12 protein-coding genes and 1 pseudogene are annotated in these 16,046 nt (G+C 67.8%); 5 read left to right on the top strand and 8 right to left on the bottom strand.

Annotated elements, in window-relative coordinates; translation table 11 throughout:
• Positions 1-25 precede the first annotated feature (25 nt).
• Genes EV649_RS07975 through EV649_RS07950 form a run of 6 tightly spaced genes read right to left on the bottom strand, consistent with a single transcriptional unit; the run spans position 26 to position 5,988 of the window.
• The gene (locus tag EV649_RS07975) at positions 26-346 is read right to left on the bottom strand and encodes a hypothetical protein (protein ID WP_130381970.1); all 321 of its coding nucleotides are present in this window, start codon (positions 344-346) and stop codon (positions 26-28) included.
• Positions 343-1,182, bottom strand: coding sequence for a carbohydrate ABC transporter permease (locus tag EV649_RS07970; RefSeq protein ID WP_130381968.1), 840 nt, complete (start codon positions 1,180-1,182; stop codon positions 343-345). Before EV649_RS07970 ends, EV649_RS07975 begins: the two co-directional genes overlap by 4 nt.
• On the bottom strand, positions 1,172-2,059 hold the full coding sequence (locus EV649_RS07965; protein ID WP_130383599.1) for a sugar ABC transporter permease: 888 nt from the start codon (positions 2,057-2,059) through the stop codon (positions 1,172-1,174). The genes EV649_RS07970 and EV649_RS07965 overlap by 11 nt, the downstream gene beginning before the upstream one ends.
• On the bottom strand, positions 2,059-3,330 hold the full coding sequence (locus EV649_RS07960) for a sugar ABC transporter substrate-binding protein (RefSeq protein WP_130381966.1): 1,272 nt from the start codon (positions 3,328-3,330) through the stop codon (positions 2,059-2,061). Before EV649_RS07960 ends, EV649_RS07965 begins: the two co-directional genes overlap by 1 nt.
• Before the next feature lie 28 nt (positions 3,331-3,358).
• On the bottom strand, positions 3,359-4,948 hold the full coding sequence (locus EV649_RS07955) for an FAD-dependent oxidoreductase (RefSeq protein ID WP_241997837.1): 1,590 nt from the start codon (positions 4,946-4,948) through the stop codon (positions 3,359-3,361).
• On the bottom strand, positions 4,945-5,988 hold the full coding sequence (locus EV649_RS07950) for a LacI family DNA-binding transcriptional regulator (RefSeq protein ID WP_130381964.1): 1,044 nt from the start codon (positions 5,986-5,988) through the stop codon (positions 4,945-4,947). The genes EV649_RS07955 and EV649_RS07950 overlap by 4 nt, the downstream gene beginning before the upstream one ends.
• Before the next feature lie 156 nt (positions 5,989-6,144).
• Between EV649_RS07950 and EV649_RS07945 the strand changes: the two genes are divergently transcribed.
• The 4 genes and pseudogenes from EV649_RS07945 (at position 6,145) to EV649_RS07930 (ending at position 12,517) form a co-directional block, all read left to right on the top strand.
• Positions 6,145-8,487, top strand: coding sequence for a hypothetical protein (locus EV649_RS07945; RefSeq protein WP_130381962.1), 2,343 nt, complete (start codon positions 6,145-6,147; stop codon positions 8,485-8,487).
• A gap of 106 nt (positions 8,488-8,593) precedes the next feature.
• The gene (locus tag EV649_RS07940) at positions 8,594-10,147 is read left to right on the top strand and encodes a fibronectin type III domain-containing protein (protein ID WP_130381960.1); all 1,554 of its coding nucleotides are present in this window, start codon (positions 8,594-8,596) and stop codon (positions 10,145-10,147) included.
• A gap of 657 nt (positions 10,148-10,804) precedes the next feature.
• Positions 10,805-11,093 (top strand): annotated as a pseudogene (locus EV649_RS07935) (LuxR C-terminal-related transcriptional regulator); the annotation flags it as partial.
• Between the two features lie 221 nt (positions 11,094-11,314).
• Positions 11,315-12,517 carry an MFS transporter gene (locus EV649_RS07930; protein ID WP_241997835.1) on the top strand — a complete coding sequence of 401 codons (1,203 nt, stop codon included), beginning with the start codon at positions 11,315-11,317 and terminating at the stop codon, positions 12,515-12,517.
• On the opposite strand, the gene EV649_RS07925 is transcribed toward EV649_RS07930, so the two are convergent.
• On the bottom strand, positions 12,514-13,512 hold the full coding sequence (locus EV649_RS07925) for a YdcF family protein (protein WP_130381958.1): 999 nt from the start codon (positions 13,510-13,512) through the stop codon (positions 12,514-12,516). The two genes, EV649_RS07930 and EV649_RS07925, sit on opposite strands and share 4 nt — an antisense overlap.
• A gap of 59 nt (positions 13,513-13,571) precedes the next feature.
• A complete protein-coding gene (locus EV649_RS07920; RefSeq protein WP_130381956.1) occupies positions 13,572-14,594 on the bottom strand; it encodes a hypothetical protein in 1,023 nt (340 codons plus the stop codon).
• Positions 14,595-14,738: 144 nt separating this feature from the next.
• On the opposite strand from EV649_RS07920, the gene EV649_RS07915 reads away from it, so the two are divergent.
• On the top strand, positions 14,739-15,983 hold the full coding sequence (locus EV649_RS07915; RefSeq protein WP_130381954.1) for a D-arabinono-1,4-lactone oxidase: 1,245 nt from the start codon (positions 14,739-14,741) through the stop codon (positions 15,981-15,983).
• Positions 15,984-16,046: the final 63 nt, after the last annotated feature.

Below are 16,046 nucleotides of genomic sequence, written 5' to 3'. Positions count from 1 at the left end.
GGAGGAAATACCTCGGCACCGGCCGTCAGTCGATCGCGCGGCCGGAGAGCTGGGCGAGTTCGGTGAAGAAGGCGCGGTAGACAGGCTCGTCGGCCATCGTGATCTCGACCGTCGAGCGTGAGTACACGCTGCTCATCAGGCGGCTGTAGATCGGTTCGTCCAGGTCCTCGACGTAGGAGAAGTGCAGCAGGATGACCCCGCGCTTGCGCACCTGAACCTGGACCTTGACCCACTCCAGCGGGGTCCGGTACGACCTGAGGACCTTGCTGCGCTCGAACAGCTCGAAGACGCCGCGATCGACCCGGATCTGTACCCGGCCGTGTTCGAAGACGATCGGCTCGGTCATTTGAGGCCCGAGTGCGCCAGGCCCTCGACGAACTGGCGTTGCGCGATGACGAACACGATCAGGACCGGGAGGACGGTCATGGTGGCGGCGGCGAGCTGGGTGTTCCACATGTCGGCTCCGTACGCGTCGGTGAATCGGGTGAGGGCTTGCGGCAGCGTGAACAGCTCCGGCGAGGTGAGGTAGACGGTGGGTTCGAGGTAGAGGTTCCAGGAGGCGAGGAAGGTCAGGATCGCGACCGCGGACAGCGCCGGCCGGGCGAGCGGCAGGCAGATCCGCCACCAGATCCCGGGACGGCCGAGGCCGTCGAGCCGGCCGGCTTCCTCCAGTTCGGCGGGCAGCGCGATGAAGAACTGCCGCATGATGAAGCTCGCCAGTACGCACGGTGCGCCGAACGCGGTGACCAGGATCAGCGGCCAGTGCGTGTTGATCAGCCCGGCCCGCTTGAACACCTGGAACAGCGGGACGATCGTCACCTCGCTCGGCACCAGCAGTCCGGTCAGCACCACCAGGAACAGGGCGTTGGCGCCAGGGAACCGGATCCGGGCGAAGGCGTAGCCGGCCATGCTCGAGACCAGCAGCGTGATCAGCGTGACCAGTACGGCGATGTAGACGCTGTTCACGTACTGCCGTGCGAACGGCTGGAACGTGAACGCTTCGCCGTACGCCGCCAGGGTCGGATGCTCGGTCCACAGCGACGGTGGTGCCTTGAAGATCTCGGGCAGCGGCTTGATCGACGCGGCGACCATCCAAATCGTCGGCACCGCGAACGGGATCGCGAGTACGGCGAGCGCTGCCACCAGAAGCGTCCGTCGAAGCCACGATGTTCTATTGCTCATGGAACACCCACTTCCGGCGCAGCTGCCATTGCAGCAGCGTCAGCACCATCACGAAGCTCAACAACATCAGCGCGAGCGTCGAGCCGTAGCCGATGTTGTTGAACTCGAAGGCCTGCTGGAACACGTAGTACACGAGCACCGTGGTGCTCAGTTCCGGACCACCGCCGGTGAGTACGGCGATCTGCGCGAACGACTGCAGCGCGCCGACGACGGTGATGATCGCGGTCAGCAGCACCGTCGGCGAGATCAGCGGCAGCGTGATCCGGGCGAAGATCGACCGGCTGCGCGCGCCGTCGATCCGGGCCGCCTCGTACAGTTCCGACGGCACGCCCTGCAACGCCGCCAGGAACAGCACCATGTTCACGCCGACACTGCGGACGACCTGGCTGACGATCACCGACAGCATCGCGGTGTCGCCGTGCTGCAGCCAGTTCGGCCCGTCCACGCCGATCGCGTGCAGCAGTCCGTTGATGCCGCCGTTGTCCTGCAGCAGGAAGCCCCAGACCAGGGTCCAGGCGACCACGGACACCACAACCGGCGAGAAGAACAAGGTGCGGAAGAACGTCGCGCCGCGGAACTGACGGTTCAGCAGTACGGCGATCAGCAGGCCGAGCGTGATGTTCAGGACCACGACGCCGCCGGAGAAGACGACCGTTGCCAGCAGCACCGATGGCAACTGCGGGTCGGAGGCCAGCGCGGCGTAATGGTCCGCGCCGACGAAGACCTGCTTGCCGGTGAAGACGTTCCACTTGTTCAGGCTGTACCAGATCGCCAGGCCGACCGGGATCAGCACGAACAGCAGGACGCCGGCGAGCTGTGGCGCGATGAACAGGTACCCGGTCAGCACATCTCGCCGGCGTGTGGTCCAGTAGCGCATCACTTGGCCAGGATGGGATCGATCGCTGTGCAGACCGACTTCAGGACGGCAGGGATGTCGGCGTCGGCCTTCCACAGCGCGTCCAGCGCGGTCTTACCCTTCTGGGCGATCTCGGCCGGGCTGGCGTGGTTGGGCAGCGTGACGGCGTTCGGCAGCTGGTCGACCACGACCTCCTGCAGTTGGGCCGCGGACAGCTTCTTGTTGTTCTCGGCAAGCTTCGCGCCGGTGAGCAGCGACTTGCGGGGCGGCGGGAAGAACTGCGCCAGCTTCGCCGCGTTGGCCGGATTCGTCAGGTAAGCAAGGAAGTCCGTTGCCTGGTCAGGATGCTTGCTGGCGGCAAGGACGCCGACACCGGCCTGGCCGAGTACGGCGTACTTGCCGGACGGCCCCGCCGGCAGCGGATACAGGCCGAACTTGAACGACCCGGTGAGCAACGACGCGCGGGAGACCTGGGCGACGGTGAAGGCGGCGTCACCGGCGAAGAAGTCGGCCTTCGTGCCGGGGCCAGGCATCGCGCTGGTCTTGAACGCGGCGTCGTGCAGGAACGTGAACGCGCGCTGCATCTCCGGGCTGTCGAACGTGCAGGTCTTTCCGTCCAGGCTCCACGCCGAGCCGCCGAAGCCGGTCCAGACCGTGGCCAGCGTGTTCCAGGACTTGTAGTCGAAGTCCCGGATCACGAAGCCCGCCTTGCCGGTCTTGGCATGTACGGCGGCACCCGCGGCGGCGACCTGGTCCCAGGTCAGCGTCTTCGGATCGATCTTCTGACCGGCCTTCGCCAGTAGGTCGGTGTTCACGTAGAGGGCGAACGGCGAGTTCGAGAACGGGTAGGCGTAGAGCTTGCCGTCGCGGCTGAACTCCTTGGTCGCGCTGTCCACCAGGTCGTCGTACTGCCAGCCGCTGGTCGCCTTCAGCTTGTCGGTCAGGCCGACGAGGGCGTCGGAGGCGATCAGGTCCTTGGACAGGTCGCCCATCCAGGCCAGGTCGGGCGCGTTGCCGCCGGCGATCTGCGTCGTCAGGGTGGTGTTGTAGTCGGCGAACGGCAGGCTCTCGAAGGTGATCGAGGAGACCTCGGGGTGATCGGCCCGGTAGGCGTCGCCGATCGCGTTGAACAGCTTGAGCTGGTCCTCGTTCGAGGTCCAGACCGTCATCCGCAGCTTGACGTCGGTGGCCTTCGACCCCTCCGCCCCGGTGCTCGATGCGCCGCAGGCGGCAGTCAGCGTCGCTGCAGTGGTCAGCGCGAGCGCGCCGAGCAGCTTCCTTGCAGTGATCATGATGTAGTCCTTCGCTGGGGATGACTAGCTAGTAGCCGGCGATCTCGGGCCAGTGGAGCTCGACCCCGGCCTCGCTCAACCGGCCCTGGAGGCGGTCGACGAGGGTGTCGTCGGTCGCGATCTGCTGCGGGCTCAGGCCGCTCTCGAGGCAGAACGCCACGAGTTCGCCGGCCGATTCGCCGATGTTCCACTCGACCGGATGCAGCCGGTAGGCGCCGTTGGTGATGTGGGTGGTACCGATGTTCTTGGCGGCGGGCACCAGGTTCTGGGTGGCCACCGGAACCAGCGCGCCGAGCGGGATCTCGAACGGTGCGCACTCGACGTCGATGTAGTTGTCGCCGCCGGTGGAGGGGTGCAGGTCGATCCGGTACATCCCGACTCCGACCGAGGCGTCGAACCGGGCCGGACCGTCGTACCCGCGGGCCTTGATCGAGATGTCCTGCTCGCGGACGGTGGTGAGCGCCTTGATCCGGCGCGATTCCCGGATGTACGGCGCCTGCGCGAAGCCGTCGGTGGTGCCGACCAGGTCGCCGCGGAGCCGCAGACCGGGCCAGCCGCGACCGCCGTCGGGACGTGGCGCCTCGGTCTGCAGCCAGTACACGTAGGCACGCGACTGCGCCTTCGCGGCCAGCAGGTGTACGGCGCGGTCGTCGGTGTCGATGATCGAGCCGCTGACGTAGTCGAGCTGCGGCCAGTTGGCGAGCACGATGTCGCTGTCGTAGAAGCCCTCGGCGAAGTTCTGCCGGGCCGCGATCCGGCGGAACTGCCACAGGTCGTTGTCGCCCGCGTCGAACCGCGGATCCCCGGTGACGTCGGCACCCGGGTTGACGTTCATGGTCCGCTCTTCCGGCGCCAGCGTCCGCGGGTTCGGGGCGACGAAGGACAGCATCGGCGCTCCCCAGAACGGCAGCTCGAACGAACGCCAGAAGTCGTAGTCGTCAGGGCGAGCGATCGTGTGGTCGCCGGCGGCGTGGTCGAAGACGAAGCACCAAGCGATCGACTGCACGTTGGAGGGATCCGCGACCTCGGCGGCACTCGGCTCACCGGTGTCGGATCGCGCTTCGGCGCCGACGACGTACTCCGTGCCGGTCAGCGGCAGCAGGTCGCCGGTCTCGGTCCCGTCCAGGACGAACTCGGCGGAGATCACAGTCTCGGCCCCGGTCGTCGGGTCCGCGACCGTGACGGTGCGGACGACGCCGTCGGTCACCTCGGCCGCGATCGGCACGCAGGGTTGCAGAACGGTCAGTCGGCCGGTCGATCGGTACGGCGCGAGCAGTGCGGTGATGACCGCGTCGGCCACGCGAGGCTCATGGCACAAGCGGCTGACGCGGCCACGTCCCGGATTCAGCTCGCGGTCCGTGCGGGCGGCGTCGGTCAGCGGGTAGTGGTCGCGGTAGTAGCGGCGGATGCCTTCGCGGAGTGCGCGGTATCGGGCGGTGACACCGAACTGCTCGACCCAGATGTGTTCGTCGGGCGGCACCGCCTGCGAGGTGAGCTGTCCACCGAGCCACGCGTACTCCTCGGTCATCACCACGCGCCGGCCACGCTGCAGCAACGCCAGCGCGGCGGCGACGGAGCCGAGGCCTCCGCCGATGATCGCGACCTCGGTGGAAATCACGATTCTGTCCGTACGACGATGGTGGCGCCCGGCTCGACCTCGGAGTCGAGGTGCCGCCTGGTCTCGAGGTCGGCCCACTCCTGCGGTTCGGTCGAGATCAGCAACTGGAGCAGGTCGAGCGCCTCGGCCGCGAGTTGTTCCCTCGGGACGTGGAAGCCCGCGAGCGGCCGCCCCTCGATCCGGTGACCGCGCACCTCGCCGAGCGCCGCGACCGACATCTCGTCCGGTACGGCGACTCCCGCGGCCGTCAGCGCGTGCACGACATCCTCGATCAGGAACGCATCCTCGGCGATGATCACGGTCGCGCCGGTGGCCTGCGCCAGTCGGGGCAGGTCGGCGATCCGCTCCTCACCGACCAGCAGGAACGCGAGCCGGCCGTCTGCGGAGGCGGCCTCGACGGCACCGCGACGGTCGCGGGCCGCGGGCGTGTCCCGGCCGCGATGCACGTAGAGCGCCTGCTGGTGCCCGGCGGCCGCGGCCTGGTCGATCAATGCCGTGGTCGGCGTGACGTAGTCGATGGCGACGTACGGCACCGCGGCGGCGGTCTCGTCCCGGCGGCCGATGGCGACGAACGGGAACTGTTCCGCGACCAGTCGCTCCAGCTCGGACGCGACCATCTGCTGACCGAGCAGCACGCAGCCGTCGGTCAGCCGCAGCCGGGTCTTGCGGTGGAACAGGCTCCGGGTGCCGTCCTCGACCGGTGACGACGTGAAGAACAGCAGGTCCCAGCCGATCCGCTCGGCGGCGCGCTCGATCCCGTTCAGCAACGGTCCGTAGAAGTCCATGCTCTCGGGTGACAGCGCGGCCTCGTAGGTGAAGACGCCGATGATCTGGTTGTCCAGGCCGGCCAGGCGGCGGGCTGCGGGGTCCGCGACGTACGTCAGTTGCTCGATGGCCTTCTTGACCCGCGCCCGGGTCGCCTCGGGGATCCGCACCCCTCCGCCGTCGCGGTCGTTCAGCACCACCGACACGGTCGTCTGGCTGACGCCGGCGAGTTCGGCGATCTCGCGCTGGGTGACCCGGCGAGGTTTCGGTGCCATCGTTCCTCCGTGGTGATAATGCCTATCTTCAACAAGCTGCGGCGACCATAGCCCAGCTAAAGCCGATAGCGCAATGACCTCTTGACGTCGGAGTCCGGGGCTGGGAATGTTCCGTCCAGCGAATCTGAAGATGCGCATTATCAGAAGGAGTAGTCGATGACCTCCACCCTCAGCCGCCGCAGCCTGCTCGGCGCGGCGCTCGCGGCCGGTGTCGTACTGGTCGCCGAAGCGACCCCGATCAGCGCGTTCGCCGCGGCCGGTGACGTGACCCTGACGGCCGGCGGCATCAGCCTGCTGGCCAGCCCCGGTGGGCGGCTCGCGATCCGTGACGCTGGTGGCGTCACGCGGTCGGTCGGGTCGAAGTTCCAGGTCAAGGACAGCCTCGCCGGAGTCCTGACCTCCACCGGCGGCACCCCGACGCTGAGCGCGCTCGCGGACGGTACTCCGGCGATCCGGATGGACTACACCTTCGACGCCGCCGCCGGCTCGACGATGGTCACTGGCTGGTTCAGCGTCAGTACGTCGCACGCCAGGCTGGAATGGCGGATCACCGGGGCGTCCACGCTGCTCCCGGACGGGTTCCTGTTCAGTCGCGCGATCCAGGCGCCGACGGCGCCGGACGACTACATCGCGATCACCGAGTGGATCCGCGACGCGGGCGGCGGCATTCCGTACGAGGACACCGTCGGGGTCGCGCACACGTCGACTTGGAGCTCCAGCTTGCACGGTCTGTTCCTGCTGGATCGCTCCCGGCAGTCGTGGACGAATGCGACCTGGGTGCACTCACCGGGTGCGGTGGATCCGGCCGGCGGCTGGACCAGCCGGGCTGACTTCTTCTTCTCCGAGACCCGCCCGTCGGCGACTGCCACCATCGGCCGCGGCCGGGAGCTCGGGATCGAGCTCACCACCAACAGCGACTTCAATCTGTACGAGTCGGCCGGTGCGCCGATGGCACTCACGGCGCTGGTGGCCAATGGAGGCGCGGCCAAGTCGGTCGAGCTCGAGCTGTGGATGCGCAGCTTCGACGGCGTGCTCCTGGCCTCGACGACCGTGACCGGAAGCGTCTCCGCAGCCGACACCTGGCAACACACCTTCAACCTGACTGCGCCGGCCGGTGGGATCGCATTGGCGGAGGTAGTAGTCAGATCCGGCGACGACGAGGCGTTCGCGCGGACCAACTTTGCCGTGCTTCCGGCGTACGACTATCAGGCCGGTGCGGAGAGCATGTTCGGGATCGCCAACTACCCGTGGCTCCAGCGGCCGAGCGCCGACGCCGTACTCGATCTGTGGCAGCGAGCCGGCATCAGCGTGGTCCGGATCGCGTACGACGGTGGGCCCGGGTTGCCGCCGTCTGCGTTCGACGCGCGCGGGATGCGGCACAACATCGAGCTGCAGCCGTCGTTGACCGTGACCGACACCGAGGCGGCCGCCTGGGCCGCGGACAAGCTGGCGGTGGCAGCCGGTGCCGGTGCGGGGTACTTCGAGGTGGGCAACGAACTGAACCGGCCGTTCAACACCGGGGATGCCGCACAGGCCTATCTGGACAAGGTGATGCGACCTGTGTTCGATCGCCGGGCCGTCACCGGGGACACCGTGAAGCTGATGAACAACGGGCTGGCCGGGATGGACAAGCCGTGGGTGGAGAACTTCATCGCCGCGGGCGGCTGGGACCTGATCGATGCCTTCGCCTACCATCCGGGCCGCGGCAACTTCACCCCCGACTACATCCCACCGGGTGACGACTGGGGCACAGGTGCCGTGGGCACCTACTGGAACTTCTACGGCGGGCTGAAGCAGCTCAAGGCGTTGATGGCCGAGCATGGCGAGAAGGAGATCTGGCTGACGGAGGCGTACGCGCCGACCAAGCCGAACAGCTGGTGGCATGACACCTATCGCCATGCTGCGGAGAACGTGTTGTTGAGTTTGGCGCTGGCCAAGGCCGAGGGTATTCGGTGCGTCTGCTGGTACCAGTTCCACGACAGTGTGCTCGGGATGCCGCAGATCGCCGACCCGGACAACGTCGAATACCACTTCGGCCTGATGAACCGCGATCTGAGTCCGAAGCCGTCGCTGCTGGCGTATGCGACAGCGGCCCGGGTGCTCGACCAGGCCGTCTTCCGCGGGCAGTTGACCTTTGCGGATCCGCTGACGTCCGGCTTGTGGTTCGACACCCCGGACGGGCCGGCGGTCGTGCTGTGGAACCGGGCCGACGGGTACATCCTCAACACCGCCGGCCAGCGCACCGACTGGCACTTCCCGGCGCCGGAGGTCTGGGTCGACCCGTGGCCGACCAAGACACCGCTGACGGTCTCCGCGAGTTCCGCCGTACGGGAGCTGGATGCGATCGGACAGACGCGGACGTTGCCCGTCACCAACGGCAACGCGACGCTGACCCTCGACGGCGCACCACGCGTCTACTACGGCCTGGTCCCGCACGTCAGCGGCACCGGCACCCACACCCTGGCCGGCTGCCGGCCCGGCCGCCGCTACCGCAGCTGACCCCGGGCCGCGAGGTGCGTGTGCCGACAGTTATCGTTTGACCGCGCATTGTCATCGAGTCATGGGTCGGCATCTTCCGCCGGAGCGGGCCCTTGGGGGTTTGCTCATGAAGAAGGCCGTTCTGGCTGTTGTCACCGCCGCCGCCGTGGGGGCCGCGGCGCTGGTTCCGTCGGGTCCCGCTGTTCAGGCAGCTACTGATGCTTTGAGTGGGACCGCCGGCAGCGCGCCGCGCGGGTTCGGGTCCGCGCTGTCGTCGGTGCAGCAGACGACGTGGCAGACGAATGCGAGTGTGAACACGCTCGCCGTCGCGGGGAACCTGGTGTTCGCGGGCGGTCTCTTCACCCGGGTCCGGCCGCCGGGGAAGGCCCGCGGGGTCGGGGACGTGGCGCGGAAGTACTTCGCGGTGTTCGACCGGACCACCGGCGTACCGACGCGGTTCGCACCGCAGGTCAACGGGCCGGTGTGGAGCGTCGCGACGTCCCCGGACGGCCGGCGGGTCGTGATCGGCGGCGACTTCACCGTCGTCGACGGGGTGCCGCGGTCGCGGGTGGCAATGTTCGATGTCGCGAGCGGCAAGCTGGTGGCTGGCTGGGACCCGGTGGTGAACTACCGGGTCGCGGCGCTGAAGATCTCCAGCAGCACCGTCTACCTCGGCGGCTCGTTCGGGTCGGTGGACAAGGTGACGCGCGGCCGGGCGGCCGCGGTCAGCCTGAAGAGCGGTGCGCTGCTGGCGTGGAGTCCGAACGCGAACGACGACGTCCATGCGATCGAGCTGTCGGCCGACGGCGAGCGGGCGTTCGTCGGCGGCGGGTTCACCCGGATCGGCGGCCGCGACGTGCACGCGCTCGCGATGGTGAACGCCGCCACCGGTGCCGCGCTCCCGATGCCCGCTGCGGCTGCGATCCCGCCGAAGTCCGAGGAGTGCGACAGCCGGGTCAAGGACCTCGAAGTCCAAGGAAACAAGGTCTTCGCGTCGAACGCCGGTACGCTCAGCATGGGTTGCTACGACGGGGTGCTGGCCGCGGACGCCACGACCGGCAAGCTGCTCTGGCAGAGCAAGTGCCGGGGTGCGACCGAGGCGATCAAGGCGATCGGGAACTGGCTGTACAAGGGGTCGCACGCCCACGACTGCAGCGCGGACGGAGCGTTCCCGGACAAGACCGGGATGCACCACTTCCTCGTATACAGCGCGATCACCGGGAAGCTCGGTCCGTGGTTCCCGAACGCGACCGCCGGTGGCACGACCCTCGTCGGTCCGCTCGCGTTCGCGTCCGGCGGCAACGACCTCTGGGCGGGTGGCGACTTCACCAAGGTGAACGGCGTACCGCAGGAAGGGCTGACCCGGTTCACGAACACACCGGGCGGCGCGGCGCCGGCGCGACCGGCCGCGCCCAAGGTCGCCAGCGCGCGTGTGAACAAGGTGACGATCGCCTTCCCGACCGTGCTCGACCGCGACAACCTCACGCTCACCTACCTGGTGTACCGCGGCCGCACGCGGATCGGCAGCTGGTCCCGTACGTCGAACTCCTGGACGAAGCCGACCGTCACCTCGGTCACCGACTCCGGCCTGACCAGCGGCCAGAAGCTGTGGTACCACGTCGAGGTCAGCGACGGCCGCAACGTCCAGAAGAGTCCGTCCGTCTCCGTCCGCGTCCGCTGACCTCAGCAGCGAGTGCCGGCTGGGTGTTCAGGCTGGCGGCGGCAGGCTTCTCGCGAACGGGTGATCTGCAGCTGGACAGGTAGTGCACCGGTGAGACTGTGTACGCGCGGACATATTCACGCTCAGGTGCACTACCCGGCTATCTGACACATCCTGTCGAGCTGCAGATCCCACCGGGGCCGGCACCTCAGTTACCCGCAGCCAGTTCACGGGACCGCAGACACCCTGTGGTGGCTGGAGACACGAAAAAGCGGTTCTCCCTGTCTGATGTGCGGGTGAACTGCGGCCCGTGCAACAGGTTCTGGTGGGCTAGAACCTGCTATTCCCTGTCCGCAGTACCCGGAAGCTGTCTGTTCCCCGGCAACCGGCTGACCGCAGTTCTGCTGGAAACTGCAGGGTCGACAGGACGTATACGTCTACTACCTGCCACCCCGCACCGGGCGGCAGTCCGGATCGCCGGACAGTGGACGTATACGTCCTGTCGACCCTGCACAGAATCCGCAGCGACCGGGGCGACCGGGGACGCTAGCTGGTCACTTCAGGTGGGTAGCAGTCCCCAGTTCCCAGACCTGGCCACCCTCAGCCACACTCCAACACAAGACCGCAATAGCCTGTCTCGAGTCTCCGTTTCCTGTCTCCAGTCCCGATCCATGTCGCGGGATCGAGGCGACCCGGCGGATCTGCTCCGCGCCGGAGACGGCCGGGACCAAGGTGCTGATCCTGACGATGTTCGACCTCGACGACGCCGTGTACGCCGGCCTGCGGGCCGGGGCGAGTGGGTTTCTGCTGAAGGACGTCCCGCCCGATCTGCGACCACCTGCACGTCGGCCGCGGCACCGTGAAGACCCACATCGGACACCTGCTCGCCAAGCTGCACGCCCGCGACCGGGCCCAGCTGGTGATCGCCGCGTACGAGTCCGGCCTGGTGCAACCGCGCCGGCGCTGACCGGCAAATTGAGTGGTTCGGCCGGTCGGCGACGAACTAGGCTGACCAGCGAGTCGAGAGTCCACGAGGAGTTGGGGATGCCCGGTCAACCGGGCACGCGCTGAACGCATCCGTCATCGCGTGCCGCTTGCAGAGTGTTCGCGCCGGTTCCGGCGTGCGTGAGTGGCGCAGCTCCTCCTTGCCCGGGGCTGTGGTCCCGGGTCGACTCCTGGGACAACTCTGTGTCGCTGTGGACGCATCGTGACTTCCGGTGGCTCTGGCTCGGCCAGAGCGCCTCGCAACTCGCAAGCTTCGCCGGTCAGGTGACCTTGCCGCTGGTCGCGGTCACCTCGCTCGGCGCCAGTGCTGCGCAACTCGGCGTACTCCGCGCCGTGCAAGGACTACCCATCCTGCTGTTCTCGCTGGCCGTCGGCGTTCTGGTCGACCGCCTGCGCTCAAGGACCGTGCTGGTGGCCGCTGATCTCGGTCGCGCCGTCGTCCTCGCCACCGTACCGCTCGGGCTGGGCCTCGGCCTGCCGTTCCTGTACGTCGTGGGCTTCACCGTCGGCCTGTTCACCGTCTGCTTCGACGTCGCGTACATGGCCTCGTTGCCGCAGCTCGTCGAACGGAATCAACTTGCCCAGGGCAACAGTATGCTCGAGACCGCCCGGTCGGCCGCACAGATCTGCGGTCCTGCCTTCGGCGGTGGGCTCGTGTCGCTGCTGGGCGCCCCGATCGCGGTGGTCGCCGGCGCGGTGCTCTTCGCGTGCTCCAGCCTCTCCGTCAGCCGCATCCGGAACCGGGTGGGTACGCCGGTGGCGCAGAACGGCGTACTGCGACAGATCGGTGAAGGGCTGCGCGTCGTCGTACGGGATGCATCGTTGCGGGCGATCGCTGCGGCGACGTGCGCGTACCAGTTCTCGTTCACCGCGCTGACGACCGTCTACCTGCTTTTCCTGACGCGCACGCTCGACCTGCCAGGTGCGCTCGTCGGGCTGGTGATGGCGTCGTTCGGACCGGGAGTACTGGTCGGCTCGCTGCTGTCCGCGTGGCTGCCGAGGCGCTTCGGGTACGGGCGCGTGGTGGTGTACGCGGCGCTCGTCTCGGATCTCGTCATGCTGGTCACCTCCACCCTCCACGGCCCCGGTCCGATCACGGTCGCTGCGCTGATCGCGATCAACATCCTGTACGGCGCCTTGAGCCAATCCGTCGACGTGGCAATCGTCGCGATTCGCCAACTCGTCACGCCACTACCGGTTCAGGGGCGGGTGGTCGCGACGATCAACTTCCTCGGTTTGGGTCTGACCCCACTCGGCGCATTGCTCGGCGGAGCGGCTGCCGGCGCGTTCGGCGTACGGGCTGCCTTGCTTGTCGCAACTGCGGGACTGTTCCTCTCGCCGTTGTGTTTGACGCGCCTCCGCCGCAGTCTGGTCGGCCGTCTTTAGAAGTGCGGCAGGATCGCGATGACGGCGATCAGGAGGCAGATGGCGCCGTTGATGTACGGGTGGCCGGCGAGGATCGCGACGAATTCGCGGATCGTTGCCGTTGGCCAGTAGTACGCCGCCGTCGGGGAGCCGACCACCTGGCCGTTGACCCTTGCCTTGCGGGCGGTGAGCGCGGCGCGGAACGCGTGGAAGTTGTTCGTGACGATCAGGCAGCGGTACTGCGGTCGCAGCTCGACCATCAGGTCCCGGCTGAACGTCAGATTCTCCCAGGTAGTCGTCGACCTGTCCTCGCGGAGGATCTGGTCGTCGGGGACGCCATGTTCGACCAGGTACGCCGCCATTGCGTGCGACTCGGGCAGGTCCTCACCCGGGCCCTGTCCGCCGGACGTTACGAGCTGCGGCGAGCGACCCTTGCGGAGCGCGCGCTCGTACACCTGCTGGGCGCGGTCGAGGCGACTGGCCAGCAGCGGCGTGACCCGCGAGCCCATCAGGCCCGACCCGAGGACAACGACGAAGTCCACCTTCCGCGACGAGCGGACCCGGCTGTAGAAGAACGCGTACACCAGGAAGCAGAGGAACAGGAACGAGATGTAGGTCAGGATGCCGAGCAGCACCGACCGCACGGCGGCCAGCGGTTCCCAGCCGATCTTCTGCACGAGCACGCTGAAGATCACGAAGCCGATGATCCCGAGGCCGACCAGCAGCGGCAGCAGGTTGGACAGCCGGCGGCGCTCCCGGCGCAGCATCGTGACGCCGTTGATCACCAGGAACACCGCGAGCACCGCGATCGTCAGCGGGACCGCGACCAGGACCGCGACCACCAGCACCTTGGCGGCGGTCTGGCTGACCGACTCGACCGCGAAGATCAGCCCGAGGCCCGCGAACATCAGCGTGAGGACCAGGAAGATCCCGTTCTTGAACAGCCGCCGGTCCCGCAGGAAGCTGACACCGAAGACGAGAAACCAGAACCCGGCAATACCGAAAGAGAAGAGCATCGGGCGACATCAAACCATCTGATGCCGCCCGATGCGCTCACGACAGGCTGGTCAGCCGCTCACACCATGCCGGTCAGCGACGAGATCTTTGCCCTGTGCAAATTGCTGATCACGTTCTTCGTGTCCGGCTTGTCGCGATACTTGTACGAACCGGACTCGAAGGCCAGGTAGGCGTAGCCGCCGAAGTCGGTGATCCCCTCCGACATGCTCGGCGCCCGGAAGCACGTCAGCTTCGCCTTGTCGAGATCACGTTGGCCACGGCGCACGACATACAGGTTGCTCAGATTCTCGTTGCCGGACGAGGTGCTGTAGATGAAGTGCCGCTTCGTCACCAGCAGGCCCTGGGTCTTGGTCGGGATCTCCCACGCACCCTTCATCGTGGTGAGCGTGCCGTTGCTCTTGATCTTGTACCGGTACATCTTGCCGCGGCCCTTGGAGTTGAACCGGCCCGCGAACAGCGAGTCCCCGTAGCTGGTCAGGAACGAGGCCCAGTAGACCTTGCGTTCGGAGCCGGTCGCCTTCACGTACGGCGTGCCGGGCTTCTTCATCGCGGCGGCGAGCTTCGACAGCTTGTACTTGCGGATCCCGTGCGTACTGCCCTGGACGAAGGCCCAGCCGTAGGCGGTGGTGATCCCGCCGGCGTGCGTCTCCGCGATCGAGACGTCGCCGACGACCTTGTTGGTGGCCGGGTCGATGCCGACGATGAGCGACCGCTTGCCGGGGTGGTACATCGCTACCAGCAGCAGGTTCTTCGACCCGGACCAGTTCCACCAGGTGCCGACGCCCTGCGGGATGTAGGAGCCCAGCTTGGGTAGCGCGGCACTCTTCCGGAACTTCGTGTTGTACTTCTTCGATGCCGACGGCGGATCGTAGAAGCGCTTGCCGCCGACCGTGTCGTCACACTTGATCTTCCGCGTCGCGGACACCGTCGAGGCGGTGGCGCCGGCGCTGGTGGGTGAGGTGGTTGCGCCCTGAGCGGGTACGGCACCCGCGACCGCGAGAGTGACCGCGGTGCCAGTGGCGAGGACGCCGGCCGGCCCGGGAGCGATGACGCCCCGGCGGCGTGGTGTTGTCCGTGACATAGCTTCCTCTCAGTAGGAGATTTCGCTGGTCGTTCGCCACGTTAACGCAGACCATCCGGCTCCGCGAGCGCGAAATTTTTCGTTGCCCGCCAAGGGATAAGACGGCCCGGTGCCGCGCCGGAGGTGATGTGCGAGAGTCGGCCCATGACGCAGCTGACCAACTGGGCGGGCAACATCAGCTTCGCGAGCGAACTGCAGCGGCCGCGGGCCGTCGGGGAGTTGCAGGAGCTCGTGGCCGGGGCGGAGAAGGTCCGCGTGCTGGGGACCGGGCACTCGTTCAACCGGATCGCCGACAGCACCGGCACGTTGGTCAGCGTCGCCGACCTGCCGACGGTGATCGAGGTCGGAGACCGTGGTGTCACGGTCTCGGCCGGGCTGCGGTACGGCGAGATCACGGCGGCGCTGCAGGCCCAGGGACTCGCGTTGCACAACCTCGGCTCGCTGCCGCACATCTCGGTCGCGGGTGCGTGCTCGACGGGTACGCACGGGTCCGGTGACACCAACGGGCCGCTGGCGGACGCGGTCAACGCGATCACGTTCGTGGACGCTTCCGGCGAGCTCGTCACGTTGACCCGGGACGACGAGGACTTCGCCGGGTCGGTCATCTCGCTCGGTGCGCTCGGGGTGACGGTGAGCCTGACGCTCGACGTACAACCGGCGTACCAGATCAGCCAGGTGGTGTACGACGGGCTGCCGGTGGACCGGCTCGGGACGGACCTCGACGCGGTGATGGGGAGCGCGTACAGCGTGAGCGCGTTCACCGACTGGGTCGACCCGGACGTGATGGTGTGGCGCAAGCGGCGGGAGCTGACCGCGCCCGATCCGAAGTGGCTGGGCGCGACGCTCGCCGACGGTCCGCGGCACCCGATCAAGGTGATGCCGGCCGACTACGCGACCCAGCAGGGCGGGGTCGCGGGGCCGTGGAACGAGCGGCTGCCGCACTTCCGGCTCGAGTTCACGCCGAGCAACGGGGACGAACTGCAGTCGGAGTACTTCGTAGCGCGCGAGCGGGCCGCCGAGGCGTTCGACGTACTGCGGGCCTTGGGCAACCGGTTCGCACCGGTGATCCAGGTGTCGGAGGTCCGGACGATCGCCGCCGACGACCTGTGGCTGAGCCCGAGCCAAGGCCGCGACACCGTCGCGCTGCACTTCACCTGGGTCCAGGACGAGTCCGTCGTCCGCCCGGTCGTCGCCGCCTTGGAGGACGGGCTGGCACCGCTGGACGCCCGCCCCCACTGGGGCAAGGTCTTCGCCGCCGACGCTTCCACCCTGGCCGAGCGCTACCCGAAGGTGAAGGACTTCATCGCGCTCGCAGCGAAGTACGACCCGGCCGGCAAGTTCCGCAACGAGTACCTGGACACGTTCCTGCCTCTCAGCGCGCAGGGGTAAGGGAGAGCAAAGAGAAATCTGACGGCAACCGGGTTGGTCTTCGGGGGCAACAGGCGCACGCCA

Origin of the sequence: Kribbella sp. VKM Ac-2569, assembly GCF_004216905.1 — a bacterium.
Classification (GTDB): domain Bacteria; phylum Actinomycetota; class Actinomycetes; order Propionibacteriales; family Kribbellaceae; genus Kribbella.
This window is presented reverse-complemented; position numbering and strand designations above follow the sequence as displayed.

Excerpts from the sequence above, each read along its gene's own strand:
- EV649_RS07975 (WP_130381970.1), bottom strand. The coding sequence starts at position 346 with ATGACCGAGCCGATCGTCTTCGAACACGGCCGGGTACAGATCCGGGTC.
- EV649_RS07970 (WP_130381968.1), bottom strand. The coding sequence starts at position 1,182 with ATGAGCAATAGAACATCGTGGCTTCGACGGACGCTTCTGGTGGCAGCG.
- EV649_RS07965 (WP_130383599.1), bottom strand. The coding sequence starts at position 2,059 with ATGCGCTACTGGACCACACGCCGGCGAGATGTGCTGACCGGGTACCTG.
- EV649_RS07960 (WP_130381966.1), bottom strand. The coding sequence starts at position 3,330 with ATGATCACTGCAAGGAAGCTGCTCGGCGCGCTCGCGCTGACCACTGCA.
- EV649_RS07950 (WP_130381964.1), bottom strand. The coding sequence starts at position 5,988 with ATGGCACCGAAACCTCGCCGGGTCACCCAGCGCGAGATCGCCGAACTC.
- EV649_RS07945 (WP_130381962.1), top strand. The coding sequence starts at position 6,145 with ATGACCTCCACCCTCAGCCGCCGCAGCCTGCTCGGCGCGGCGCTCGCG.
- EV649_RS07940 (WP_130381960.1), top strand. The coding sequence starts at position 8,594 with ATGAAGAAGGCCGTTCTGGCTGTTGTCACCGCCGCCGCCGTGGGGGCC.
- EV649_RS07925 (WP_130381958.1), bottom strand. The coding sequence starts at position 13,512 with ATGCTCTTCTCTTTCGGTATTGCCGGGTTCTGGTTTCTCGTCTTCGGT.
- EV649_RS07920 (WP_130381956.1), bottom strand. The coding sequence starts at position 14,594 with ATGTCACGGACAACACCACGCCGCCGGGGCGTCATCGCTCCCGGGCCG.
- EV649_RS07915 (WP_130381954.1), top strand. The coding sequence starts at position 14,739 with ATGACGCAGCTGACCAACTGGGCGGGCAACATCAGCTTCGCGAGCGAA.